At 71.6% G+C, this 23,539-nt stretch carries 20 protein-coding genes and 2 pseudogenes; 9 read left to right on the forward strand and 13 right to left on the reverse strand.

The genetic code is table 11. The features are described 5' to 3' along the window. Positions 1–27 precede the first annotated feature (27 nt). The 3 genes from ACWDVB_RS00680 to ACWDVB_RS00690 all read left to right on the forward strand — a co-directional run bounded on the left by ACWDVB_RS00680 (position 28) and on the right by ACWDVB_RS00690 (position 3,050). Positions 28–1,332: a M28 family metallopeptidase gene (locus tag ACWDVB_RS00680; protein ID WP_451513356.1), complete on the forward strand. Its 1,305-nt coding sequence runs from the start codon at positions 28–30 to the stop codon at positions 1,330–1,332. Positions 1,333–1,443: 111 nt separating this feature from the next. Next, entirely contained in the window at positions 1,444–2,673 is a 1,230-nt protein-coding gene (locus ACWDVB_RS00685; RefSeq protein WP_451513357.1) for a hypothetical protein, read from the forward strand. After that, positions 2,670–3,050 (forward strand): hypothetical protein, encoded by a 381-nt coding sequence (locus ACWDVB_RS00690; RefSeq protein WP_451513358.1) that lies wholly within the window; start codon positions 2,670–2,672, stop codon positions 3,048–3,050. The genes ACWDVB_RS00685 and ACWDVB_RS00690 overlap by 4 nt, the downstream gene beginning before the upstream one ends. On the opposite strand, the gene ACWDVB_RS00695 is transcribed toward ACWDVB_RS00690, so the two are convergent. Then, entirely contained in the window at positions 2,968–5,496 is a 2,529-nt protein-coding gene (locus ACWDVB_RS00695; RefSeq protein ID WP_451513359.1) for a tetratricopeptide repeat protein, read from the reverse strand. The two genes, ACWDVB_RS00690 and ACWDVB_RS00695, sit on opposite strands and share 83 nt — an antisense overlap. A gap of 217 nt (positions 5,497–5,713) precedes the next feature. On the opposite strand from ACWDVB_RS00695, the gene ACWDVB_RS00700 reads away from it, so the two are divergent. Beyond that, positions 5,714–8,746: a BTAD domain-containing putative transcriptional regulator gene (locus tag ACWDVB_RS00700; protein WP_451513360.1), complete on the forward strand. Its 3,033-nt coding sequence runs from the start codon at positions 5,714–5,716 to the stop codon at positions 8,744–8,746. A gap of 231 nt (positions 8,747–8,977) precedes the next feature. Here the strand turns inward: ACWDVB_RS00700 and msrB are convergent, their stop codons facing one another. The 4 genes from msrB to ACWDVB_RS00720 all read right to left on the reverse strand — a co-directional run bounded on the left by msrB (position 8,978) and on the right by ACWDVB_RS00720 (position 12,438). Then, positions 8,978–9,385, reverse strand: coding sequence for a peptide-methionine (R)-S-oxide reductase MsrB (gene msrB / locus ACWDVB_RS00705; protein ID WP_451513361.1), 408 nt, complete (start codon positions 9,383–9,385; stop codon positions 8,978–8,980). Positions 9,386–9,419: 34 nt separating this feature from the next. Then, positions 9,420–10,823 (reverse strand): UDP-N-acetylmuramate--L-alanine ligase, encoded by a 1,404-nt coding sequence (gene murC, locus ACWDVB_RS00710; RefSeq protein ID WP_451513362.1) that lies wholly within the window; start codon positions 10,821–10,823, stop codon positions 9,420–9,422. 232 nt (positions 10,824–11,055) lie between these two features. Continuing rightward, positions 11,056–11,529 (reverse strand): indole-3-glycerol phosphate synthase, encoded by a 474-nt coding sequence (locus ACWDVB_RS00715; protein ID WP_451513363.1) that lies wholly within the window; start codon positions 11,527–11,529, stop codon positions 11,056–11,058. 132 nt (positions 11,530–11,661) lie between these two features. Then, the gene (locus tag ACWDVB_RS00720; protein WP_451513364.1) at positions 11,662–12,438 is read right to left on the reverse strand and encodes a pyrimidine reductase family protein; all 777 of its coding nucleotides are present in this window, start codon (positions 12,436–12,438) and stop codon (positions 11,662–11,664) included. A 36-nt stretch (positions 12,439–12,474) separates the two neighbouring features. Here ACWDVB_RS00720 and zapE point away from each other — a divergent pair, with 36 nt between their 5' ends. Together zapE and ACWDVB_RS00730 are read left to right on the forward strand one after the other, a co-directional pair. Further along, a complete protein-coding gene (gene zapE / locus ACWDVB_RS00725; RefSeq protein ID WP_451513365.1) occupies positions 12,475–13,617 on the forward strand; it encodes a cell division protein ZapE in 1,143 nt (380 codons plus the stop codon). 113 nt (positions 13,618–13,730) lie between these two features. After that, positions 13,731–15,092, forward strand: coding sequence for an alkaline phosphatase PhoX (locus ACWDVB_RS00730; protein WP_451513366.1), 1,362 nt, complete (start codon positions 13,731–13,733; stop codon positions 15,090–15,092). A 65-nt stretch (positions 15,093–15,157) separates the two neighbouring features. Here ACWDVB_RS00730 and sph read toward each other — a convergent pair whose 3' ends face one another. Next, positions 15,158–16,159, reverse strand: a complete 1,002-nt coding sequence (sph, locus tag ACWDVB_RS00735) for a sphingomyelin phosphodiesterase (RefSeq protein WP_451513367.1) — start codon at positions 16,157–16,159, stop codon at positions 15,158–15,160. Positions 16,160–16,343: 184 nt separating this feature from the next. Here sph and ACWDVB_RS00740 point away from each other — a divergent pair, with 184 nt between their 5' ends. Then, positions 16,344–17,090 carry a class I SAM-dependent methyltransferase gene (locus ACWDVB_RS00740; protein ID WP_451513368.1) on the forward strand — a complete coding sequence of 249 codons (747 nt, stop codon included), beginning with the start codon at positions 16,344–16,346 and terminating at the stop codon, positions 17,088–17,090. On the opposite strand, the gene ACWDVB_RS00745 is transcribed toward ACWDVB_RS00740, so the two are convergent. From ACWDVB_RS00745 to ACWDVB_RS00760, 4 genes are all read right to left on the reverse strand, one after another. Next, positions 17,087–18,136 (reverse strand): cytochrome P450, encoded by a 1,050-nt coding sequence (locus ACWDVB_RS00745; RefSeq protein WP_451513369.1) that lies wholly within the window; start codon positions 18,134–18,136, stop codon positions 17,087–17,089. The two genes, ACWDVB_RS00740 and ACWDVB_RS00745, sit on opposite strands and share 4 nt — an antisense overlap. An 87-nt stretch (positions 18,137–18,223) precedes the next feature. After that, complete coding sequence (locus ACWDVB_RS00750; RefSeq protein WP_451513520.1) at positions 18,224–18,310, reverse strand: tryptorubin family RiPP precursor; 87 nt, start codon at positions 18,308–18,310, stop codon at positions 18,224–18,226. Between the two features lie 117 nt (positions 18,311–18,427). Next, positions 18,428–19,006, reverse strand: a complete 579-nt coding sequence (locus ACWDVB_RS00755; RefSeq protein ID WP_451513370.1) for a TetR/AcrR family transcriptional regulator — start codon at positions 19,004–19,006, stop codon at positions 18,428–18,430. Between the two features lie 47 nt (positions 19,007–19,053). After that, a complete protein-coding gene (locus ACWDVB_RS00760) occupies positions 19,054–20,271 on the reverse strand; it encodes a Cmx/CmrA family chloramphenicol efflux MFS transporter (RefSeq protein ID WP_451513371.1) in 1,218 nt (405 codons plus the stop codon). A 214-nt stretch (positions 20,272–20,485) separates the two neighbouring features. Between ACWDVB_RS00760 and ACWDVB_RS00765 the strand changes: the two are divergent. Further along, a pseudogene (locus tag ACWDVB_RS00765) lies at positions 20,486–20,668 on the forward strand (ATP-binding cassette domain-containing protein); the annotation flags it as partial. Between the two features lie 366 nt (positions 20,669–21,034). Here ACWDVB_RS00765 and ACWDVB_RS00770 read toward each other — a convergent pair. Further along, positions 21,035–21,442 (reverse strand): annotated as a pseudogene (locus ACWDVB_RS00770) (ATP-binding cassette domain-containing protein); the annotation flags it as partial. Here ACWDVB_RS00770 and ACWDVB_RS00775 point away from each other — a divergent pair. Then, positions 21,378–22,070 (forward strand): alpha/beta fold hydrolase, encoded by a 693-nt coding sequence (locus ACWDVB_RS00775; protein WP_451513372.1) that lies wholly within the window; start codon positions 21,378–21,380, stop codon positions 22,068–22,070. The pseudogene ACWDVB_RS00770 and the gene ACWDVB_RS00775 sit on opposite strands and share 65 nt — an antisense overlap. Before the next feature lie 120 nt (positions 22,071–22,190). Here the strand turns inward: ACWDVB_RS00775 and ACWDVB_RS00780 are convergent, their stop codons facing one another. Together ACWDVB_RS00780 and ACWDVB_RS00785 are read right to left on the reverse strand one after the other, a co-directional pair. Continuing rightward, on the reverse strand, positions 22,191–22,688 hold the full coding sequence (locus tag ACWDVB_RS00780) for a GNAT family N-acetyltransferase (RefSeq protein ID WP_451513373.1): 498 nt from the start codon (positions 22,686–22,688) through the stop codon (positions 22,191–22,193). Positions 22,689–22,843: 155 nt separating this feature from the next. Beyond that, complete coding sequence (locus ACWDVB_RS00785) at positions 22,844–23,413, reverse strand: hypothetical protein (RefSeq protein WP_451513374.1); 570 nt, start codon at positions 23,411–23,413, stop codon at positions 22,844–22,846. Positions 23,414–23,539 lie beyond the last annotated feature (126 nt).

A 23,539-nucleotide genomic window follows, 5' to 3' on the forward strand; every position in this document is an offset into this window, starting at 1 on the left:
CGTTGTCCGGAATACGGAGCCCCACACATGAGATTCCTCAGACGGGCGGCCGCCGGTGCCGCCACGCTGGCCATCGGCGGCCTGCTCGCCACCGCCGCGCCCACGGCCCTCGCGGCCCCCTCCCCGACGCTCGCGGCACCCGACCTGCCGCTCGCCAACGTCAAGGCGCACCTCTCCCAGTTCCAGTCCATAGCCTCGGCCAACGGCGGCAACCGCGCACACGGACGCCCCGGCTACAAGGCCTCCATCGACTATGTGAAAGGCAAGCTGGACGCGGCCGGATTCACCACCACCGTCCAGCAGTTCACGTCCAGCGGCGCCACCGGATACAACCTGGTCGCGGACTGGCCGGGCGGCGACCCCAACAAGGTCCTGATGGCGGGCGCGCACCTCGACAGCGTCTCCTCCGGACCCGGCATCAACGACAACGGCTCCGGCTCGGCCGGCGTCCTGGAGACCGCGCTCGCCGTCTCCCGCGCGCAGCTGAAGCCGACGAAGCACCTGCGGTTCGCCTGGTGGGGCGCCGAGGAGCTCGGCATGGTCGGCTCCCGCTACTACGTGAACAACCTCCCCACCACGGAGCGTTCAAAGGTCAGCGGCTATCTGAACTTCGACATGATCGGCTCGCCGAACGCCGGCTACTTCGTCTATGACGACGACCCGACCATCGAGAAGACCTTCAAGGACTACTACGCGGGTCTGAACATCCCGACCGAGATCGAGACCGACGGCGACGGCCGCTCCGACCACGCCCCGTTCAAGAACGTCGGCATCCCGGTCGGCGGTCTGTTCAGCGGGGCCGAGCGCGCCAAGACCAGCGCCCAGGCGCAGAAGTGGGGCGGCACGGCGGGCCAGGCCTTCGACCGCTGCTACCACTCGTCGTGCGACACCACGTCGAACATCAACGACACCGCCCTGGACCGCAACAGCGACGCCATCGCCCACGCGGTCTGGACCCTCGGCACGGACACCCCGGTCCCGCCCGGTGACAGCTACGAGAACACCACGGACGTCACTGTCCCTGACAACGGCGCCGCGGTGACCTCGACGGTGAACGTGACCGGCCGCACCGGCAACGCCCCGGCCGCCCTCAAGGTGGACGTCGACATCCGCCACACCTGGCGCGGCGACGTGGTCGTCGACCTGCTCGCCCCCGACGGCACCGCGTACCGCCTGAAGAACTCCAGCGGCAACGACTCGGCGGACAACGTCATCGCGACGTACACGGTCGACGCGTCCAGCGAGAGCGCGAACGGCGCCTGGAAGCTGCGGGTGCAGGACGTGGCGGCGCAGGACACGGGGTACATCAACAGCTGGAAGCTCACCTTCTAGCTCCGGCTGCAAGGGTTCCGCAAGCGTCGCGCAAGCCTTGCGCCCGGACTTCGGGGCATCCCCCGGCCCGAAGCCCGAGCACACCAGGAGCCCACGACACCGGGGGATTCAATGGCGGTTGAGAGCAGATCAGGGCGCGATTCGCAGTGGCTGACCCTGACCAACTGCAAGCGTGTACTCGTCGTCGTCCACACCGAGGTGTACGGCAGCCGGCTGCGGGACCTGCTCCCGCTGCTGGAGTCGGACCTCCGGATCCAGACCCACTTCACGATCGCGCCGCACGCCTTCAACGCCGGAGCGGAGCGCATCCTGCGCGCGCTGGACAGCACCGTGCTGCCGTGGGAGGAGGCGGTGCGCCAGGAGTTCGACCTGGTCCTCGCGGCCGGTTCCCAGGGCATCGACCGGTTGCGCGGGCCCCTGCTGCGGATGCCGCACGGCGCCGGGCACATCAAGCTGTCCCGGACGACGGACGACCGTGACCCGGGGGCGCCCCGGACCGTCGGCGCGCTGGGGCGGCAGTACCTGACACGGAACGGCAAGGTGGTGCCGAAGGCGCTGGCCCTGGCCCACCGCGAGGAGCTGGCCACCCTGGCGCGCACCTGCCCCGAGGCGCTGCCCGTCAGCGAAGTGGTCGGGGACGCCTGCCACGACCGGATCGTGGCCGGCCTCCCGCTGCGGCGGCGCTACCGCACGGCCCTGGGGCTGCGCCGCGGGCAGCGGCTGGTCCTCGTCTCCTCCACGTGGGGGCTCGGCTCGTCGTTCAACCGTCTGGACGCGCTCCTGCCCCGGCTCCTGACGGAGCTCGACCCCGCCCGGCACCGCACAGCGGTCCTGGTGCACCCCAACGTCTGGTCGGGACACGGCGGCTGGCAGGTCCGGTCCTGGCTGGCCGCCGCCCAGCGGCAAGGCATCGTCGTGCTGCCGCCGGACACCGACTGGCGCGTTCCGCTGATCGCCGCGGACTGGGTGATCGGCGACCATGGCTCGGTGACGCTGTACGCCACGCTGACCCGGGCGGTGATCCTGCTGGCGCGATACCCGTCCGCGGACGTCAATCCCGCGTCCCCGGCCGCCGAACTGGCCACGACCGCGCCCGCGCTGTCCCCCGCGCATCCGCTGTCCGAGCAGCTCGCCTACGCGCGCGCCGAGTACCCCGCCGAGGAGTACGCGCGGATCGGCCGCCGCATCACCTCCGAGCCGGGCCGGTTCGCCCGCAACACACGGAGACTGATGTACCGGCTCCTCGGGATCGGCCAGCCCGCCTACGAGGCGTCGCTGCCGTTGCTGCCGGTCCCGGTGTTCCGCGCGGACGCGGAGGCCACCGGCGGGATCCCGGCATGAACGCCCCCGTCGTCCCGGCCGAACCGGTGATCGTCTGCCTCGACTGCCGCCACCTCTGCCGCGTCACGGGCCGTCCCGGGGACGAGACGTGGCGGCAGTGCGCCGATGTCCTCTACGCGGGCCGCCCGCGCCGTGGCGCCGACGCCGCGCCATTGGCCTCACGCACCCTGGAGCGCTATCCGGGCTGCGCGCTGGTGGTGGTACGCCGGGTCGACCGGATCACCGGCATCCGCCGGGGCGTCCACCGGGCCGAAGCCGCCGTGCGCGTCTCGGACCTGGCGGGCCGTGATGTCGTCACTCTGATGTGCCAGTGGTACGCGGAGATCCGCCCAGGCCGCTCAGACGCTCCTCGATCCGCCGCACATCAGGAGCGCTGACAGCTCTGTAGCGAGCCAGGGACCGGCCGTACCGGGTCCTGGCCCGCTCCGGCTCCCGGCGGTCCTCGGCCGCCTCACCGAGCATCTCCCACACGCGTGCCTGCCAGTGGACGGAGCCCGTCGCCTCGAACTCGCGTAGCGCCTGCGTGAGTTGGCCCTCCGCCGCCTCGACGGCGGCCGCGTCGTCCCCCGCGCACCGCAGCGCGGCCTGCCCGAGGAAGGCCAGGGCACGGGCGGCGTCGTAGGGGTCGTCCTCGGCCACCAGGGCGGCCCGGGCGGCGGTCAGCTCGGACAGCGCCTCCTCGGGGCGGCCGTCGGCCAGCGCCACGTCGCCCAGACAGATCCTGGTCAGGGCCGCGCCGCGCCCGTATCCGATCGCCTCACGCAGCGGCAGGGCACGTCGGAAGTACCGCACGGCCTCGGTCAGCCGTCCTGCCAGCCTGTGGGACTGCCCCAGGCCGTGCAGGGCCTGGGCCTCGGCCCGGCGGGCGGCCGTCAGTCCGCCCCCGTCTCCTCCAGGGGCCCGTGACGCCGCCACCCTCTCCCGCGCCACCTCCAGCGCCCGGCCGAACCAGACGACCGCCTCGTCATGGCGTCCCGCGTTGCGCAGCCCGGCGCCTCCGGAGGTGAGCATCTGGCTCTCGGCCTCCGTGTTCCCCGCCCGGGAAGCCGCCTCGCGTCCGATCTCATGGGCCTCGACCCACAGGTCGTAGGGGCGAAGACGGAGGAAGAGCGGCCACATGGCGTCCGCGAGCATCCACGCCGTGTCGTGCCAGCCGCGCTCCGCGGCGGTGCGCAACGCGGCCATCAGGTGGACCCGCTCGGCGTCGAGCCAGTTGAGCGCGCCGGACGCGTCGACGAACGGTGCGGGGCGGGCGTGGTGGTGGGGCGCGTAACGGCGCGGCAGGATCCGGTGGCTGGGCGTGAGCAACGTCTCCGCCTCGGTCGCGGCGGCCAGATAGAAGTCCACGACCCGCCGCACCACCGCCTCCCTGTCGGCGGCCCCCTCATGCTCGGCGGCGAGCTGCTGCGCGTGGGCCTTGACCAGATCGTGGAACCGGTAGCGTCCGGCGCCGGTCCTCGGGTCGGGGCCCAGGTCTTCGAGGAGGTTCACCTCGGCCAGCTCGTCCAGCAGACGGTCCGCCTCCTCCGCGCTCAGGGCGCAGGCCGCGGCGGCGGTCCCGACACCGAGGAGCGGCACCGGAGACAGGCCCAACAGTCGGTACGTGCGGGCGAGTTCGTGGTTCAGCTGGCGGTACGAGGCGTCCAGCGCGGCACGCACCGCGTACTCCCCCTCGACCCTCAGCACGTGCAGCGCACCGCCTCCTCCGCCGCGCAGCGCTCCCGCCATCGCGGCCAGGGGCTGCCGCGGGCGCGCCGCCGCACGGGCCCCGGCGACACACACCGCGAGCGGCAGGCCCGCGCAGGCGCGCGCCACGGCCAGGGCCGCCTCGGGCTCACGTATGACGCGGTCGGCGCCGATCCGGCGGCCGAGCAGCTCCACCGCGTCGTGGGTGCCGAGTACGTCCAGCGGATGGAAGGCGGCGCCGTCCATGCCAAGGCCGCTCAGCCGCCCCCGGCTCGTCACCGCCGTCAGCGCCCTGGCGCCTCCGGGCAGCAGCGGGCGGACCTGCGCGGCGCTCAGAGCGTTGTCCAGCAGCAGAGCGATTCGCGCGCCCGCGGTGGCCGAGCGCCACAAGGCGGACTGCTCCGCCAGGTCCACGGGGATCCGCTCCTGCCCAAGCGCCCGCAGGAACTGTCCCAGGAGTTCCCCGGGCCGCGCGGGGCCGCCCTCGGAGTGGCCGCGCAGATCGGCGTACAGCTGGCCGTCGGGAAAGGCGTCGGCCATGCCCAGCAGCCAACGGCGCGCCAGGGTGGTCTTCCCGACCCCGGCGGGGCCGCTGATGACCGCGATGACCGGCGCGCCCGGCGAGGCCGCCGCCATCCGGTCCAGCTCCGCCAGCTCGCGCACCCGGTTCGTGAAGTGGACCGGCACGGGCGGCAGCTGCCGCGGGACGGCGAAGCCCCGGCCCGCGGCGGGGCCGGGCGCGGCGGGGTGGATGTGCACCGCGCCGTAGATGCCCTGGGCCTGGACGACGGGACCCTGGACCCGGGCCGTTCCGCCGATGGAGTTGGCGACATCCGCCGCCCGCGCGGGGTCGGGGGCGGGGTCGGGGGCGGGGTCGGGCATCGCGGCGAACCAGGCCCGCAACTCCCGCGCCAGTGGGGGCCGCTCCGCCGCCTGTTCCGCGAGGGAGGCGGCCAGTCGCCCGATGAACTCGCCGGTCTCGGTGCCCAGTTCCGCCGACGCCCACGCACGGACCAGACCGACCGTCGCGGGGTCCGCCGATCCGCGGACCCTGTCGAGCAGCGCGCGACCCGCCCCCTGCCGGGCGGCCGCCAGTGTCAGGGCGGCCGTCAGTTCCAGGGCCGTCACCTGGTCCATCGCGCCGCCCTCTCTCGACATCCGCGGCTCACGCCGCGCCTCTGCGTCCTACCCTTCCGACGCTCACGTCAGACCGGACACTCACCCCGGAAGAGCGATTACGCCAAAACAAGCCAATGAAGTGATTCAACGACCGTCACTATTTGAACGGTATTGACCTCATGCGATTCTTTGTCGCCTATTCAGAGCACAAGCCGGCCGGCGGACGGGGGCGCTCATGGAGATCGGCATTCGCATCCTGGGAACCGTCGTACTGGAATGCGACGGGCGATTCGATCTCCTCGGCTCCGCGAAAGAACGTCTGGTGCTGGCGGCGCTGGCACTCGACGCGGGCCGCCCGGTCTCCTTGGACACCCTGATCCACCGTCTGTGGGACGACTCCCCGCCCGCCAAGCCGCGCGCGGGCCTGCACACCTACGCCGCCCGGCTCCGCCGGCGCCTCCGGGAGAGCGGTGGCGACGAACTGCTCGTCCAGCGGGCCCACACCTACCTGCTCGACATCCGCCCCGACCAGGTCGACTGCCACCGGTTCGAGCAGATCGCCGCCCGGGCCCGCTCCCTGGCCGACGGCGCCGACGACACCGCGGCCCTCGAACTCCTGCGGGAGGCGGCGGGCCTGTGGCGCGGCGAGCCGCTCGCCGGGCTGGGCGGACTGTGGGCGGAGAACGTCCGCGCGAGCCTGTCGCAGAAGCGGCTCGCCGCCCACCTGGTCCGGATCGGGGCGGAGCTGCGCCGGGGCCATTTCGCCGAGCTGGTACCCGACATCGCAGCACTCCTCGAACAGCACCCCGGCGACGAGACACTGGCCGCCCAGCTCATGACGGCGACGTACGGCTGTGGCAGACAGGCCGACGCCCTGCGCGTGTACGACACGGTCCGCCGCCATCTGGGCGAGCACCTCGGCACGGACCCCGGCGAGGCCCTGGCACGGCTGCACCGCCTGGTCCTGAACGGCGCCCCACCCCACGAACTGCTCCCCCGCAGGACGCTCCCCGCCGCGACTCCGCACACCTTGCCGCGCCACGCCGAACTCATGGGCCGTGAAAAGGAACTGGCATCCATCGTCCGCGCGGCGGGGCGGGGGTCCGGCACGGTGATCGCGTTGCAGGCCATCTCGGGAATGGCGGGGGTCGGCAAGACCCTGCTCGCCCTGCACGCGGCCCGGCGCATGGAAGCGCTGTTCCCCGACGGCCAGCTCCACCTCGATCTGCGCGCCCACTCCCCCGGCCAGGCACCCCTGTCCGCCACGTCCGCCCTCGGGGCGCTGCTGCGCATGCTCGGGGTCCCGGCGGCAGACCTGCCGGACCGGCTCGACGAACTCGTCAGCCTGTGGCGTACGTTGCTCAGCCGCCGCCGCGCCGTCATCGTCCTGGACGACGCGGCCGACCCCGAGCACGTGCTCCCGCTGCTGCCCGGCCCCTCCCCCTCACTGATGATCGTCACCAGCCGCCGGGGCCTCTCCGGGCTGCCCGGAGTCCGGCCGGTCCTCCTGGACGTGCTTCCCGAGGAAGACGCCGTCGCTCTGTTCCGCGACCTGGCCGGTGAGCCGCGCACCACGCGCGTCCGCGAGGTCACGGCCATCGTCCAGCTCTGCGGGCGCCTCCCCCTGGCCATCGAGATCGCCGCCAGACGCCTGGCCTCCCGCCCCTCCTGGACCACCGGCCACCTGCTGCACCGGCTCACCCACGGGCACGGCCGACTGCGGGAGATCCGGGACGGCAATCACGAGATGGCCCGCGCTTTCGAAGTCTCGTACTCCACACTCGGCGCCGAGGAAAGATCCGTTTTCCGTCTCCTCGGTCTGCAACTCGGCCCGGATTACGACGCGTTTACGACGGCCGCACTCACGGACCTCCCGCTCGACCGCACCGAGCACGCCCTCGAAGATCTCCTGGACGCCCATCTCATTCAGGAACCGGCGCCCGAGCGGTATACGACTCATGATCTCCTCGGTGAATACTCGCGCATGCTCGCGGCAGCCGAACGGGAAAGCGCCCTGTCCCGACTGATCAATTTCTATGTCCAGGCATCCGACGCGGCGGACAGACTGATCGCCCCGCGCCGCCCGCGCCCGAACCTTCCCCGCCGCCTTTGCGCCTATCGGATGCCCGTGTGGGACGGCGCCGCCGACGCGCGGCGCTGGCTGTCCGCGGAGTGCTCCGGGCTCATCGCGGCGGAGCGCCACTGCCGGGTCCACGGCCGTCCGCACGAGGCGGCGCTGCTCGCCGGATCACTGGCGGGCTTCCTCCTCGAGGAGAAGTACGCGGGCGACGCGCAGGGCATGCACCGGGCGGCCGCGGAGCACTGGCGGGCCCGGGCCGAGCCGGAGGCGGAGGTGTACGCGCTGGTCGACCAGGGCACCGCGCTGTCGCGGAGCGGCCACTACGACCAGGCCCTCGGCGTACTCGGGCGAGCGCTGCGGACGGCCCGGGGCATCGACGACACCACGGTGGCCGAGGTGCTGCACGCGAGGGGCGTGCTGCGCTGGAACCTCGGCCGGCTGCCGGAGGCGCTCGCCGACCAGGAGGAGACCCTGGAACTGCGCGGGCGTTCAGGTGATCCGTGGCAGATCGCCCGCTCGCAGAACAACCTCGGGATCACCCACCTCTATCTGGGCAATTTCGCGGCCGCTCACGAGCACTTCTCCTCCGCGCTCGACAGATTCCGCACGGCCGGTGACACGCATGAAGAGGCGCATGTCCTCAACAATTTCTCGGATCTCCAGCTGCGCATCGGCGAAAGGGAATCTGCGCGGAATTTCCTCCAGGAGGCCCGCGAGATACTCGCGACGTCGGGCACCACCGCGGAACACGCCATGGCGCAGGTCAATCTCGCCAACACCATGGATTCCCCGCGGGAATTACACGCCATGCTCGACATGTACCGGGACTCACTCAGCGCTTTCCGCCGCCTCGGCGACCGGCGCAACGCGTCGATAACCCTGAACGGAATGGGGCTGGCCCTCCACGCGGCCGGCCGGTTCCAGGAGGCGGCCGAGCACCACAGGCAGGCACTGGAGCTGGCCGGGAGCATCGGCGCGGCACACGAGGAGGTGCAGGCCCTGCACGGCCTTGGGGCGGCCGAACACCGCCTGGGCGACCCGGCGTCGGCGGCCGGCCACCTCGCCGCGGCCGTGGCGACCGCGGACCGCACGGGGGCGGCGGACGAGGCGGCGCGGGCGAGGGCCACACTGGCGGACATCGAGGCGGAACCCATCATTCCAGCCCGGAAACCGGAACAGCCGGTGTGATCCGCGGGAATTCTTGATTCCCCGTACGACCGCCACGCCCGGAGGGTATGTTCACCTCGTCCCACCACACCAATGAAAAAGGTTGGAGTACGTCCACGCATGGCACGTAAGCACTACACCGGAATCCTGAAGCACATCCTGTCGGTCCCCATCATCGGGCTTACGGCAACCGCCATTGTGATACTGATTTGCATGCCTTCGGGATTCCGCCCCTCCGCCTGACGGCGCCCCTCAGCCCTCGTCGGCCGCCAGCCGCAACGAGATGCTGTTGATGCAGTACCGCTGATCCGTCGGCGTGGAATAGCCCTCGCCCTCGAATACGTGTCCGAGGTGTGATCCGCAGCGCGCGCATCGCACCTCGGTGCGCACCATGCCGTGCGAGGTGTCCTGGACGAGTTCGACCGCGTCCGTGTCCTTCGGGTCGAAGAAGCTCGGCCAACCGCAGTGCGACTCGAACTTCTCCGCCGAGGTGAACAGCTCCGCGCCGCACGCGCGGCAGGAGTAGACGCCCTTCGTCCTGGTGTCCGTGTACTCCCCCACGAAAGCCGGTTCCGTGCCGGCCTGGCGCAGCACCGCGTACTCGGAAGGGGTCAGCTCCGCGCGCCACTGCTCGTCCGGCTTCTCGACGTCGTACGACATGGATGACATCCCCTTACTCCGACTTAACTCCGACTTACTTGGACAGCTGGGCCAGGATCTGCGGGCCGAGGTCCGTGACGTCGCCCGCTCCCATGGTGAGAACAAGATCGCCGGGCTTCGCCATTCCCGCGACCGCCGCGACCGCCGCCGCCTTGTCGGACGCGGCCACCACCTCGGCGCCCGCCTCGCGGGCCGCGTCGATGATCAGGGCGCTGGTGACGCCGGGGATCGGGTCCTCGCGGGCCGGGTAGATGTCCAGGACCACGGAGGAGTCGGCGAGGGCGAGCGCCTGGCCCATCTCGGTGCCCAGTTCCTGGGTGCGCGAGAAGAGGTGCGGCTGGAAGAGGACCAGGATGCGGGCGTCGCCCGCGGCGGAGCGCATCGCCTCCAGGTCGGCCGTCATCTCGGTCGGGTGGTGTGCGTAGGAGTCGATGACCTGGACGCCCGCGGCCTCGCCCTTGAGCTGGAGGCGGCGCTTGACGCCCGTGTACGAGCCGAGCGCGGAGGCGAGGTTGTGCGCCGGGATGCCGAGGGCGATGCCCGCGGCGAGGGCGGCGACCGCGTTGTTCGCGTAGTGGCGGCCGGGCACCGACACCTGGAAGGTCAGGAACTTGCCGTTCAGGACGACCGTGACCTCGCTGGTCAGGCCGCGTGCGGTGATCTTGTGGATGCGCAGATCGGCGCCGTCGGACTCGCCGTAGGTGACGACCTTCAGCTGCCCCAGGTCCCGCACGCGCTTGGTCAGCTCGACGGCGCCCTGCTGGTCCGCCGAGATGACCAGCGTGCCGCCGGGGACGACCTTGCCCGCGAAGATCTCGAAGGACTCGTAGATCTCGTCCATCGACGCGTAGTTGGCGTGGTGGTCGAGCTCCACGTTGAGGACGATGGCGACCTCGGGCGCGTACTTGTGGAAGCTGCGGTCGCTCTCGTCGGCCTCGGCGACGAAGATGTCGCCCTCGCCGTGCAGCGCGTTCGAGCCCGGCACGTCCAGGTCGCCGCCGATCGCGTACGACGGGTCCAGGCCGAGGGTGGCCAGGGTGACGGCCAGCATCGACGTCGTGGTCGTCTTGCCGTGCGTGCCCGCCACCGCGATCGGACGCAGGCCGTCCATCAGGGACGCCAGGGCGTCCGAGCGGTGCACGACCGGGATGTCCAGCTCGGCGGCGCGGGCCAGCTCGGGGTTGTCGGCGCGGATCGCGGAGGAGACGACGACGCAGGTCGCGTCGGAGGCGAGGTGCGCGGCGTCGTGCCCGATGTGCACCGTGGCGCCGAGCGAGCGCAGCGCCTGGGCCGTGGCGGACTCCCGGGCGTCGCTCCCCGCCACCTTGGCACCGCGCTGGGCCAGGATCTTGGCGATGCCCGACATTCCGGCGCCGCCGATGCCGATGAAGTGCGGTCGGTCCATGTCGGCCATGGACTGGGGCAGGCCGGGTGCCATGCGTGTGTCTCCCCTGGTGCTGCGACGAATGCCGCGTGCGTACGACGTGACGTGTGAACGCCCCCAGCCTATTCCCTACACAGAACCACCCGGCGCCGGGCCGAGGCGCCCCATAGGGGCGCGGGGAACTGCGCGCCCAGCCACAGCGAACCCGCGGATCAGAAATACGAGGGACCCCGCCCAGCCACAGCCAACCCGCAGAAAAGGAACCGCCCACCCACAGCGGGAGCGCCTACGCCTCGCTGTGCGAGAACAGCTTCAGCACCGGCACCCCCACCTTGTGCCGCGCCCGCGAGGCCCAGTCCCGGTGGAAGAACTCCTCCACGTAGTGGGGGTCCGTCAGCACGATGACCTCGTCCGCGTCCGCCTCGGCCACCAGGGTCTTCAGGGCATCCAGCGGGTGGTCCTCGATGAGCCGCCCCTGCGCCTCGCAACCCGCCGCCCGCAGCGCCGTCAGCGAGACCCGCAGCGCCTGCTCGCCGGGCCCCGTCGCCGCCGCCCCCTCGGGCGTCTCCCCTTCGCGCGCCGCCTCGTCGAGCTCGCCCAGGGCCACGTCGTCGATGGCCCGCAGCAGACGGTCCGCCTGGTCGCCCCGGGGCTGGAGCAGCACGTGGAAGGTGACCGGCTCGTCCCCGTGCAAGGTGGTGACGAACTCCACGTCGGCGGAGGTCAGGGCCTTCTCGATCATCAATACGCTTGTGAACACGACAGGCGCCCTTCTCATCCGTGGGCCGTCCTGAGGCCCTTGCGGAAACCATCCTGCCCCGTGGCCGCACGGGGTCTGCGACATCTAGTGTGCCCAGCCGAAGCAATACGGAACGGCTGGTTCCGTTGATTGTCAGATATGACGGTATCGGGTGAAGAGGAACCCGTCCTCCTCCAGTACGGACGTAAGTGCGAATTGATCGGGCGTCGCCAGCGCATGCCCGCCGGCGATCCGCTGCGCGTCCCCCGCGGTGAGCATCGGCGAGACGGTGAGGCAGAGCTCGTCCAGCGCCTTGGCGGCCACGAACTGCCCGAGCAGACGCGGCCCGCCCTCGGTGAGCAGCCGGGTGAGCCCCCGCTCGGCCAGGACGGGCGCCACGCGCCCCGGGTCCACGGTCGCGCCCTCGCCGGCGATCAGCACGACGGCGCCCGACTGCTCGGCGGCGCTGATCCTGTCGGCGGGCGCGGCGGCCCCGGTCACCACGAGCGTGGGCGTCAGGGGCTCGGTGAAGAGCGGAAGGGAGAAGTCCAGGTCCAGGCTCGCGCTCACGATCGCGATGGCGGGCGCCGGAGTCTGTCCTGCCGCGGCCCTGCGCTCCGCGAAGGCCTCACGCGCGCGTGCCGGGCGGTAACCCTCCAGGCGTACCGTCTCCGCCCCCACGATGACGGCGTCGGCGAGGCCCCGCAGAGTGCCGAAGATCCGCATGTCGGTGTCGCTGGAGATCGGCTGGGAGCGGCCGTCGTGCTGGGCGGCGCCGTCGAGCGTGGAGACCATGTTGGCGCGCAGCCAGGTCACTGCCCCGGACGGTACCCCGGCGGGGTAGGCGTAGGCCTCGGCCAGTTCGCCGAGCCCCCACTCCCGCGCGTTCGAGTCTGCTGTCTGGTCGGTCACAGGGAACAGGCGTCGCATATCCGCAGTCTCGCACGCCCCTTAAGCTGGGGAACCGTGTCGTCCTCCACCGCCGCCCACGCTCATGGCGCCCTTCCCGAAGTGGCCCCGCTGTCCCTGTGCGCCCGCGAGCCCCACGTTCCCGCCGACCGCCTGGTCGCCGAGATGGTGCCGCCGCCGCGCTTCGACTCGGTCCGCTTCGATACGTACATCCCGGATCCGAACCAGCCCAGCCAGAGCGAGGCGGTCCAGGTCCTGAGCGGCTTCGCGGCGGGGCTCGGCGGGGCGCATGCTTCCGGGGCGGGGAAGAACAGAAAGGCGCGCAGCGCTTCCTCGGAAGGGCGGTGGTGGGAGACGGGCGGGCGGTGGTTCCAGAAGAAGGCACCCGCCCCCACGGGCCCCCGCGGCGTCTATCTCGACGGCGGTTACGGCGTCGGCAAGACTCACCTCCTCGCCTCCCTCTGGCACGCGACCCCCGCGGCCCCCGAGCAGAAAGCATTCGGCACCTTCGTCGAGCTGACCAACCTGGTCGGCGCGCTCGGCTTTCAGCAGACGGTCCGTACGCTCAGCGATCACCGACTGCTCTGCATCGACGAGTTCGAACTCGACGACCCGGGCGACACGGTGCTCGTCTCCTCGCTGCTGGCCAAGCTCGTCGAGCAGGGCGTGGCGCTGGCCGCGACCTCGAACACGCTGCCGGGCAAGCTCGGCGAGGGCCGGTTCGCCGCCACCGACTTCATGCGGGAGATCCAGGGTCTTTCCGCGCAGTTCAAGGCGTTGCGCATCGACGGCGACGACTACCGCCACCGGGGTCTGCCAAAGGCCCCCGCGCCGTACTCGGAGGAGCAGGTCACCAAGGCGGCGTACGCGACCGAGGGCGCCTCGCTCGACGACTTCCCGCATCTGCTCGCCCACCTGGCCAAGGTCCACCCCAGCCGGTACGGCGCGCTGACCGACCAGCTCACGGCCGTCTGTCTCACGGAGGTGACGCCGGTGCCCGACCAGTCGACCGCGCTCCGCCTCGTGGTGCTCGCCGACCGGCTGTACGACCGGGAGGTACCGGTGCTCGCCTCCGGTGTGCCCTTCGACCGGCTGTTCAGCGAGGAGATGCTGAACGGCGGGTACCGGAAGAAGTACTTCCGGGCCATATCCCGGCTCACGGCGCTCGCCCGCGATGCCAAGGGGCTCGTAGGCCAGTAGACCGAGCAGGGCACCACGTCGAAGTGATGGCTACGCGCGTGGTTCCCGAGCACCAGGGCGCGTGGTACACACATCCGGTCATATTCCTGTCCGCCAGCAGGAGGTTGCCCATCATGTCTGCCACTCGACGTCAGGTTCTCGCCCGTACCGGTGCCGTGGGTGCGGGAATCGCCTTCACCGGCGCTCTGTCAGAACTCTTCGCGGGCACCGCCGCCGCGCACGGGAAGGCCGGTTACGGCCCCCTGGTCCCCGACCCCAAGGGCCTGCTCGATCTGCCGAAAGGTTTCCGCTACCGGGTTCTCTCGCGCGAGGGCGACGACCTCCGGTCGGGTGAGGGCAGGGTGCCGAGCAACCACGACGGCATGGACGCCTTCCGCGGCAGGAACGGCGGCGTCCACCTCGTGCGCAACCACGAGAACCGCGTCACCGGCAAGATAGGCGTGCCGACGGTCGAGGGACTCACGTACGATCCGGCGGCCAAGGGCGGCTGTACGGCGCTGTCGCTCGACCGGAGGAACAACGTCCTGGGCGAGCGCGTGGCGATAGCAGGGACCGCCGTGAACTGCGCGGGCGGACCGACCCCCTGGGGCACCTGGCTCACCTGCGAGGAGACCGAGGACAAGGCCGGCACGAACGGCTACACCAAGGACCACGGCTTCATCTTCGAGGTCGACCCGGTGGACCCGCGCCGCACCGGTGCCGTGCCGCTCACCGCGATGGGCCGCTTCCAGCACGAGGCGATCGCCGTCGACCCGAAGCGGGGCGTCGTCTACGAGACCGAGGACGCCTTCCTCAAGCCCTTCGGCCTCTTCTACCGCTTCCTGCCCGACAAGCCCCACGGCGGCCGCGGTTCGCTGCGCGCGGGCGGCACGTTGCAGGCGATGCGCGTGCCGGGCGTACCGGACCTGTCCTCGATCCAGGAGACGGGCGCGAGCTTCGACGGCGTCGAGTGGGTCGACGTCCCCGATCCGCTCGCCGCTCGGACACCCATACGTGACCAGGACTTCGGCCCCAAGGGCATCACGCACGCGCAGAAGCTGGAGGGCTGCTACTGGGGCGGCTCGTCCGTCTACTTCGTCTCGTCCTTCGCGCACAGGGCGGCGGGCTCGGCGGGTGACCACTTCGGCCAGATCTGGCGGTACGACCCGTCCGGGCGCCGTCTCACTCTCGTCATCGTGTTCGGGCCGAGCACCGACATCCAGCTGCCCGGCGAGTCCCCCGACAACATCTGCCTCGCGCCCACCGGCGGCCTGATGGTGTGCGAGGACGGCGACGGCGCCCAGCACGTCTACGGCCTCACCCGGCGCGGCGAGCTCTACCAGATGGCCCGCAACCGCCAGAACATAGGCACCCCCGACAAGCCCGAGTGGGGCGAGTTCGCGGGCGCCTCGTTCTCGCCGGACCACGACACGATGTACCTCAACTGCTACACGCCCGGCACGACGTTCGCGGTGACAGGCCCCTGGCACAAGTAGCGACGCTTCCCCGGCCGTACCCCGCGGGCCGACGAGCCCGCGGGGTACGGCTCCGACGCGACGGGCTAGTACGCCGTCACGGGGTAGTGGTCCGACAGGTTCGTGTACGTGTACTTCTTGCCCCAGCTGGAGACCGTCCAGGGGGCACTCTGCTCCTTGATCACGTTGTTGTGCCAGGTGGCGGGGCGGGCGTGGCCCTTGCGGTGCAGGACGAAGTCGAGGTCCTCGCGGGGGTCGTCCGGGTAGCGCTCGGCGGCGATGGAGTTGTCCCGGGTGTCGAAGGAGTACGGGTGGCCGGTGCGGGCGTCGGCGGGCGCGAAGCCGCCGTCCGCGAGCATCGAGGCGTACTCGGAGCTGTGCGAGTCGACGTTGAAGTCGCCCGCGACGATGACCTGTTCGCCGGCCGGGATGTTCTTGGCGTCCAGGAAGGTGTCCATCTCCTTGAACTGCTTCGCGCGCGTCGCGGCCGCCTCACCGCCGCCGCAGCCCGGGTCGGTGGACTGGGCGTGCGTGCCCACCACGTGCGCCTTGGTGCCGTTCACGTCCAGCACGGTGTAGACGAAGCCCTTGTTGGAGTACGAGTCGGAGCCGCACGCGTCCTTGTAGACGTACTGCTCCTTGCGCTGGATCGGCCACTTGCTCAGGACCGTCACGCCGCCGTCCTCCGGCGTCACCGAGGAGTACGCGCCGCCGGTGGCGTCCCAGCCGGTCTTGCCGCGGCCCATCACCGGGGTCTGGTGCGGGTAGCGGTCCTTGGCGTCGGCCTTCAGCGCGTCCGACGAGGAGTTGTCGAACGCCTCCTGGAGGACGACGACGTCCTGGCCCCGGAAGAAGTCCGCCGCCGGTATGGCCTTGGCGCGGTGGTCCTGGCCCCAGTTCGGGTAGAGCGTCTTGCTGAACAGGAACGTGTTGTACGTGAGTACCTTGAGCGAGGGCGTCGCGGCGGACGCCTCGGCGGTGGACGCGTCGGCGGCGGTCGCGGACGGGGCGACGGCGGCGAGCGTGGCGGCGGCGAGGACGGTGGTGATCGCCGCCGCGTGGGACCTGCGCAGCGCTGAGTGCGGCACTGAAACTCCTGGGAGTGGGGGGTTGTTGCTGCTGCTGTTCCGGCCGTGCCGGAAGCGGCCGTGGGCACGGCGCCCGCACATCCAACCAGCTGTGATTACTTCTGGGGATACTTCACGTGAACACGCCGTTCGATTCCCCGCCCGGCCCGCGACCTACAATCACCTCACCGCGAGAGGGGACTTGATGGACCGCGACATCCGCACGATCGACGACGTGATGAACCTCCTGGACGGCCTGTTCGCACCGGAGGCCGACCGCTGGACGACCGGCGGCGCCGCCTGGTGGGACGACTTCTACGCGGACCGCACCAAGCCCGTGCCGTTCTTCGTGGCGAAGCCGGACGAGAACCTCGTCTCGTACGTGGAGCGGGGCCTCGTCGCGCCGGGCCGCGCGCTCGACCTCGGCTGCGGCCCCGGCCGCAACGCCCTCCACCTCGCCGCCCTGGGCTTCGAGGTGGACGCCGTCGACCTGTCACCGGCCGCCCTCGCCTGGGCCGCGGACCGCGCCCGCGACGCGGGAGCCGACGTGCGTTTCCATCAGGGCGACGCCTTCGCCCTCACTCAGGGCGAGTTGGCCGGACCGTACGACCTGGTCTACGACTCGGGGTGCTTCCACCACCTGCCGCCGCACCGCCGCGTCAGCTACCTCGCCCTGCTGGACCGCGTCCTGGCCCCCGGCGGCCACTACGCCCTCACCTGCTTCGCGGCCGGCGCGGCGGGCATGGGCTCCGAGCTGCCCGACGCGGACTTCTACCGGCAGTCCGCGCTGCACGGCGGCATCGCGTACGAGGACGGGTCGCTGCGGCGGATCTTCGGTGATCTGACGGAGGTCGAACTGCGCCGCATGCGCGACGAGCCCGCCGACTCCGCGCACTTCGGCGAGCCCTTCCTCTGGACGGGCCTCTTCCGCCGCGCGTCGGGCACCCCCTAGCCCCGCCGCACGAGCCGCACCTTGTCGACGCCCAGCAGCCCCGCGAGCGGCACCTTGGCGGTGGTCTGGCGTGGATCGACGGTCAGTCCTTCGGCGCGCAGCATGTCGAGCAGCATCCCGGCCAGGGGCATCACCATGTGCCGTCCCCAGCAGCGTTCGGAGGCGTGGCCGAAGGGGAGGTAGCCGGGGTGGTCGTCGGGGTCGAGGGTGGCCCAGCGCTCGGGGCGGAACACGTCGGGGTCGTCCCAGAGCGCCGGGTCGCGGTGGCTGAGCAGCGGCAGCAGCAGGACGTCGTCACCCACGCCGATGCGGGCGTCGAGGGCGGGGTACTCGGGGGACGCGTTGCGCAGGATGTTCCAGGACGGGGGCAGCAGGCGCATCGCCTCGTACAGGATGTGCTCGTTCGGCACGTCGTCGTCGAAGGGCGCCCCGAGCCAGTACGCGCCGGCGACGAGCGTGGAGACGGTGAAGCAGACGGGCGCCGCCGCCCGCCGGTACAGGCCCATCGCGTACCGCCGGTCGCTGTAGTTCGCGGCGTCGGCGGTCAGGCCCGCGATCTCGGTCACGGGCGCTCCCGGGCGGAGCCCGCCGGGCAGCGCGGCGCCGACGGCGATGACCGTCCAGGTCAGCTTGGGCGTCAGCTCCAGGGTGCGGTCCATGAGGATGCGCAGCCGGTAGGGGTCGGCGCCGAGGATCAGGTCGCGCAGGTGGACGTGGCCTGCGTGCGGCCACTCACCGGTGAGGTCGACGTCCCCCGGCACGGGAGCGCGCAGCGCCGCGCGTACGTCGCGGCCTATCGCCCGCATGACGTTCGACGCCTCCGTGCGGTGGATGGAGCGTCCGTGCAGGGGCTTGAACGTCGGGCGTTCGTGTTCGGTGGCCGGCCGCTCGGCGAGGATGCGGTCGGTCAGCTCGGGTCCGGCGACGCCCACGGTGTCGGCGTCCAGGCGGAACACGTCCTCGCCGCGGTGGTCGCGCAGCAGGGCGTGGAGTCGCGGCGTGAAGACGGTGCTCCGGGTGGACCGGTCGGTACCGGAGAGGGCCATCGGTGGTCTCCAAGGGCGGGAGGCCCGCGTCCGGCGGCCGCTCGGGCACACCGGACACGGGCCTCGGCGGATGGGCGATTCGCCGGTTTAATACCAGTGGTACCAGGCGTACGCCTTCAGGCTCTTCTCTCCGGTGATCCTCTTCTTGAGCGTGCGGACCATCTTCATGCACATACCTCCGGTCAATTCCGTTGGTTCCGACGGACTCGGACGAGCGGAGCGTGCAAGGAACCGAACAACAACCAATAAACAGGGAGAGACCACGTGAGCGACGCGTGAGCGCGGCGCACCTCACAGGTCGGCGAGCGCGCCGTCCACCGTGGCGAGCAGGATCTCCCTCTCGTCGTGTACGCGGCTGAGGACGCGCAGCCCGTAGTACGTGCTCTGCACCCGGCGGGCCACGGTCCTCGCGTCGCCGGTGGAGCGGATCCCGCCCGCGCGGCGGCCCTCCTCCACGACCGCGCACAGCTCGTCCTCGACCCGGTCGAAGCTGCGCCGCACCGCGTCCTTGACCCGCGGGTCGAGCCCGGCGACCTCGACGGCGGCGTTGATCGCGAAGCAGCCGCGCGCGTCCGCCGCGTCGAGGTCGGCGTCGACGGCGTGCAGCATCATGGCGCGCAGCCGCTCCTTGGCCGGGCCGGGGCCGCGCAGGATCTCGACCTGTTCGGCGGTGGCGGTGTCGTGGTAGCGCTCAAGGGCGCGGAGGTAGAGCTGCCGCTTGCCGCCGAAGGTGTTGTAGAGGCTCGACGGGCCGAGGCCGGTGCTGTCGCACAGGTCGCGCGTCGAGGTGCCCTCGTACCCGTGGCGCCAGAACGTCTCCATGGCCGCGGTGACGACGCGGTCCTCGTTGAACTCTCGTGGCCTGGCCATGGCCCCACAGTAAACGTTTTGGAACACACTCACAAAACCCCCGGCGCTTACGCCTCCGCCTTGACGGTCTCGTGGGCGGTCACGGTCGTACGCGGGCCCGGCACCGTCACCCGTTTCGGCCCCGACCGCTGGAGGCGCGCCGCCCACAGCACCCCGGCCGCCCCCGCGGTGGCCAGCGCGGCGCCGACCCAGGCCACGGACGGGTAGCCGTACCCTGCGTCGATGGTCAGGCCGCCGAGCAGCGGGGCCACGGTGTTGCCGACGTTGAACGCGGCCGTGTTCGTGGCGCCGACGAGCGTCGGGGCGCCCGGCGCGAGGGTGAACACCCTGGACTGGAGGGCCGGGTTGGTGACGTAGCCGACGAGGCCGAGCAGGAAGACCAGGGCGACCACCACGGCCGTCACGTGCGCCGTCAGGGCGAGCAGCGCGGAGAACAGGGCGAGGGCGCCGAGCCCGATGCCCAGCGTGGCGAGGGGCCGAGCCTCGCCCGTGCGTCCGCCGATCACGATGCCCGCCATGCCGCCGACGCCGAAGAGGGCGAGGATCACCGGCACCCACCCTTCGGAGACGCCGCTGACCTCGGTCAGGAGCGCCGCCAGATAGCTGAAGGTGACGATGACCGCCCCGAAGGCGAAGGCCGTGATGGCGTACGAGAGCCACAGTCGCGGCCGTGCCATGCCCCGCAGTTCGGCCCTGACGGAGGGGTGCTCGCCCTCGCCGCGGCCACCGGGGACCAGCAGCAGGGTGCAGACCAGGCTGACCACGGTGGCCGCGGCCACCGCCCAGAACGCGGCGCGCCAGCTGGAGTACTGGCTCAGCACGGTGCCCGCGGGGACGCCGACGATGGTGGCGAGCGTCAGCCCGCCCGCCACCACGGCGACCGCCCGCGCCTTGGCCGCCGCCGGGACGAGCGCCACCGCGGTCGCCACGGCGACGCCCCAATATCCGGCGTACGCGAGGGCGCCGACGACTCGTGAGACGAAGAGGACGGTGTAGCCGGGCGCGAGCGCGCCTGCCACATGGGCCGCGACGAAGGCGGCCTGCAGGGACACGAGCGCCGTGCGGCGCGGCCAGCGGAGCGTGGCGATGGCGAGCAGCGGCGCGCCGACGACCATGCCGATGGCGAAGGCCGAGATGAGCAGCCCGGCGTCCGGGATCGACACCCCCAAGTCTTCGGCCATGCCCGGCAGCAGGCCGGACAGCATGAACTCCGAGGTTCCCTGGGTGAAGATGCCGAGCCCCACTATGTACACCGCAGGTGGCATGGAATCGGTCCTCCCGATCAGACGTGACGAGACGCACTGAGACGTACTGAGACGTACTGAGGCGTACTGAGGCGTTCGCTTTTGGAGCGTTCGCTTCAGAACTGACGAGTGAGGACGCTAACACATTCTGGAGCGTACGCTTCAGAACCGGGGGGAGAGGCGGGCGGCGCGGACCTCGGCCGAGACTGCGTCAGCCCTTGACGACCCGCGTCGAGTGGACCGCGAGGATCCGCTCCGTGGCGCCGGATTCCACGGCGCGGCCCGCCGCGAGGACGAGCAGCGCGTCCGTGCGGTTCGCGCCTCCGGGTCCGGCAAGACCACACTGGTACGCGCCGTCGTCGGGCTGCACCGGCCCGCCGAGGGCACGGTCACGCTCGACGGCGTACGCCTCCACCCCGCCGCCCACGGCCGCACCCGCGACCAGCGCCGCGCGCTCCAGCTCGTGCCGCAGGACCCGCTCGGCACCCTCGCCGACGACGCCGGTGCTGGAGCCGGCGGTGACGGTGAGGTCGACGCCGTGCAGGACGGGGACGCCGCGGCCGCGGTGGGCGAAGGCGGCGGACAGTCCGGCGACGGCGAGCTTGGGGATACCGTCGGCCGGGAGTTGGGCGTCGGCCGTACGAGGACGGGGCGCCGACAGAGGTATCGGCGGCGCCCCTTCACCGGACCCGGACAGGTCGACGACGTCGTCCGCCAGGCGTGCGATGAGGTCCGTGTCGTGGCAGGAGAGGGCGACCGCGAGGCGGTGGTGGGCCGCCAAGTGCCGCAGCAGCTCGGCGATCTCGTCCCGCACCTCCGGGTCGAGGCCCGCGGTGGGCTCGTCGAGGAGGAGGACGGCGGGCCGCCGGGCCAGCGCCCTGGCGAGGGCCACGCGGCGCTGCTGACCGCCGGAGAGCTCGCCCGTGCGGCGGTTCTCCAGACCCTGGCCGACGGGGAGGCGGACCTCCTCCAGCTGGGCGCGGAGCGCCTCGGGGCCGCGGTCGACGGCGACCTCGGTGATGAGGCGGCGCAACCGATCCGAGGGGTGCGCTGACAGAGCCCCGTACCGGATCGTCCAAGATCGATCGATGTGTGCCGACCGGCTCACGCGAGAGAAGGGCACCACCATGAAACTGCACACCCACGAATGGGGAACCGGCGACCGCGTCGCCCTCCTGGTCCACGGCATCATGTCGGACCACCGCACCTGGCGGCGCGTGGGGCCCGCGCTGGCCGACAAGGGCTACCGCGTGATCGGCGTGGACCTGCGCGGGCACGGGGCGAGCGGGCGCGGCGCGTACGGCGCGGAGGTCTTCGCGGACGACCTCGTCGAGACGCTCCCGGCGGGCGCGGAGCTGGCGATAGGGCACTCGCTCGGCGGGCTGGCGCTGGCCCTCGCCGCCGAACGCCTCGCGCCCGCGCGGGCGGTCTTCTCCGATCCGGCGTGGGCGCTCGGCGGGGGCGAGGCGGTGGACCCCGCGGTGTTCGTGGAGTTCCAGGGGGCCACGCGCGCGGCGATCGCGAACTTCAACCCGCGCTGGGAGGAGGTCGACATCGACATCGAGCTCGCCACGCTGGCCGCCTGGGACCCGGACACCGCACTCTCCCTCTCCGGCCCGTACGCCGTCGACCGCATCCCGGCCAGGCCCGTCGTGCCCTCGCTCGTACAGGTCGCGGACCCCAGCCCCCTCGTCGACGAGCCACTGAAGGCCGAGCTGACGCGGCGCGGCTTCGAGGTGCGTACGGTCAAGGGTGCGGGACACACCATTCATCGTGACGATTTCGGGGCGTTCATGGCTTCGTTGGAGGGGTGGGTGTGAACTCGCGGGCGAGGACCGAGCCGTTGCTTCCGCGCCGGAAGGCCGTGGATGGGCCTGCTCGGGGTTGATGTGCGGTCACCGGACCCGGGGCGGGTGCGCGAGGGCGCCCGCCCCGAGGGCTCAGAGCAGCCGGGAGTAGACCGCGACCGGCAGTGGTGTGAATCCGAGCCCTTCGTAGAGGGCCCGAGCCGGCGCGTGGAAGGTGTCTCCGCCCGTACCGATCTCGGCTGCCTCCGCTCCGAGGCTCCGCATCTGTGCGAAAGCGTGCTCGCACAGCGTGGTGCCCACGTGGCGACGGCGGTACTCGGCCGAGACAGCGAGGATCGTGACGCTGCCCTTCCTGCGGGCCGGGTCGACACTCCACGCAACGTAGCCCGCGATTCCGTCGTCGACTTCGGCGACGGCGACGGCGACGGCGACGTATGTGTGACGCCGTGCTGGGTGGTGAAGACGGCTTCGCCTTCGCCCAACAGGGGGCGCAAGGAGTTCTCGTAGAACGGCCGGAACGTCGCGATGGTCAGGTTCGGTGAGTGGTGCCAGGTCGTGCGGGGGTGAACGCGCGAATGAACATGGAAGTGCGCCTTTCGAGCTGAGAGAGCTGAAAACCCGGCGAAACAAGGCATCGGCCGACCCGCTCCTGACCTATGGGAATGCTGGCCTATGGGGCTCCTGACCTATGGGATCGGCGGCGAGCCAGACTCTCGGTAACGGGTACGCCAAGCGGCAAAGCACTCCATGGCCCGCGATCGTAGTGCCCGAGCCATGGCACCGGCTCAGCGGACTCGGGGGCAAGTCCGCCCGAACGCCCGGCACTTGTCTTCAAAGCCCGGCGGCAGCCAGCCTCCGCCCAGGAGCCGAGGGTGAGCGGGGAAGGCGGTGTGGGCGGCCAGGGTGAAAATCAATGACGCCCAGAGACCGTGGAGTTGAATGATCTGTGGTGAACCGTTGTACATGTCCCGAAAGGAGCATTGGAAGACCGCGGGCGCGACGAGGTCCGCCGCGTCGAGGCCGCCCCATTCGAGGCTCAGCCAGCTCTGCGGATGTCCGAAATGGGCCCGCCGGTCGGTGACCGTCACCTCTCCATGGCCATCCGCCACCCAGCGCGGCCGGGCATCCGCAGCCGCCTGTCGTCGGCGCGCGGCATTGCCCAGCGCCGAACCGACCATGCTCCCGATCACGAACCCGGGCCGTCCAATGGCCAGCGTCGTGTTGTGCGCGTACGAGCCGTCACCGAGAGCACGCCAGGTGGAACGAGAGGCAGGCCCTACCGCCACGGACAGTTCACCGGGCCCCAGTCGGGCCATCGAAGGCACCGGCGGCCGGTCGCCGAGCGTGCCCCGCACGAGGTCGTCGACGACATGGCACGTGTACAGGAGGTGTTCGTCCAGCGCGGTCCAGGGAGTCGGACCCCCGATCTGCGGCCACGCCGTGTACGGAACCTCGCCCACATCCCACCCCGTCCGGTCGAC

This window comes from Streptomyces sp. NPDC003379 (genome assembly GCF_053589195.1).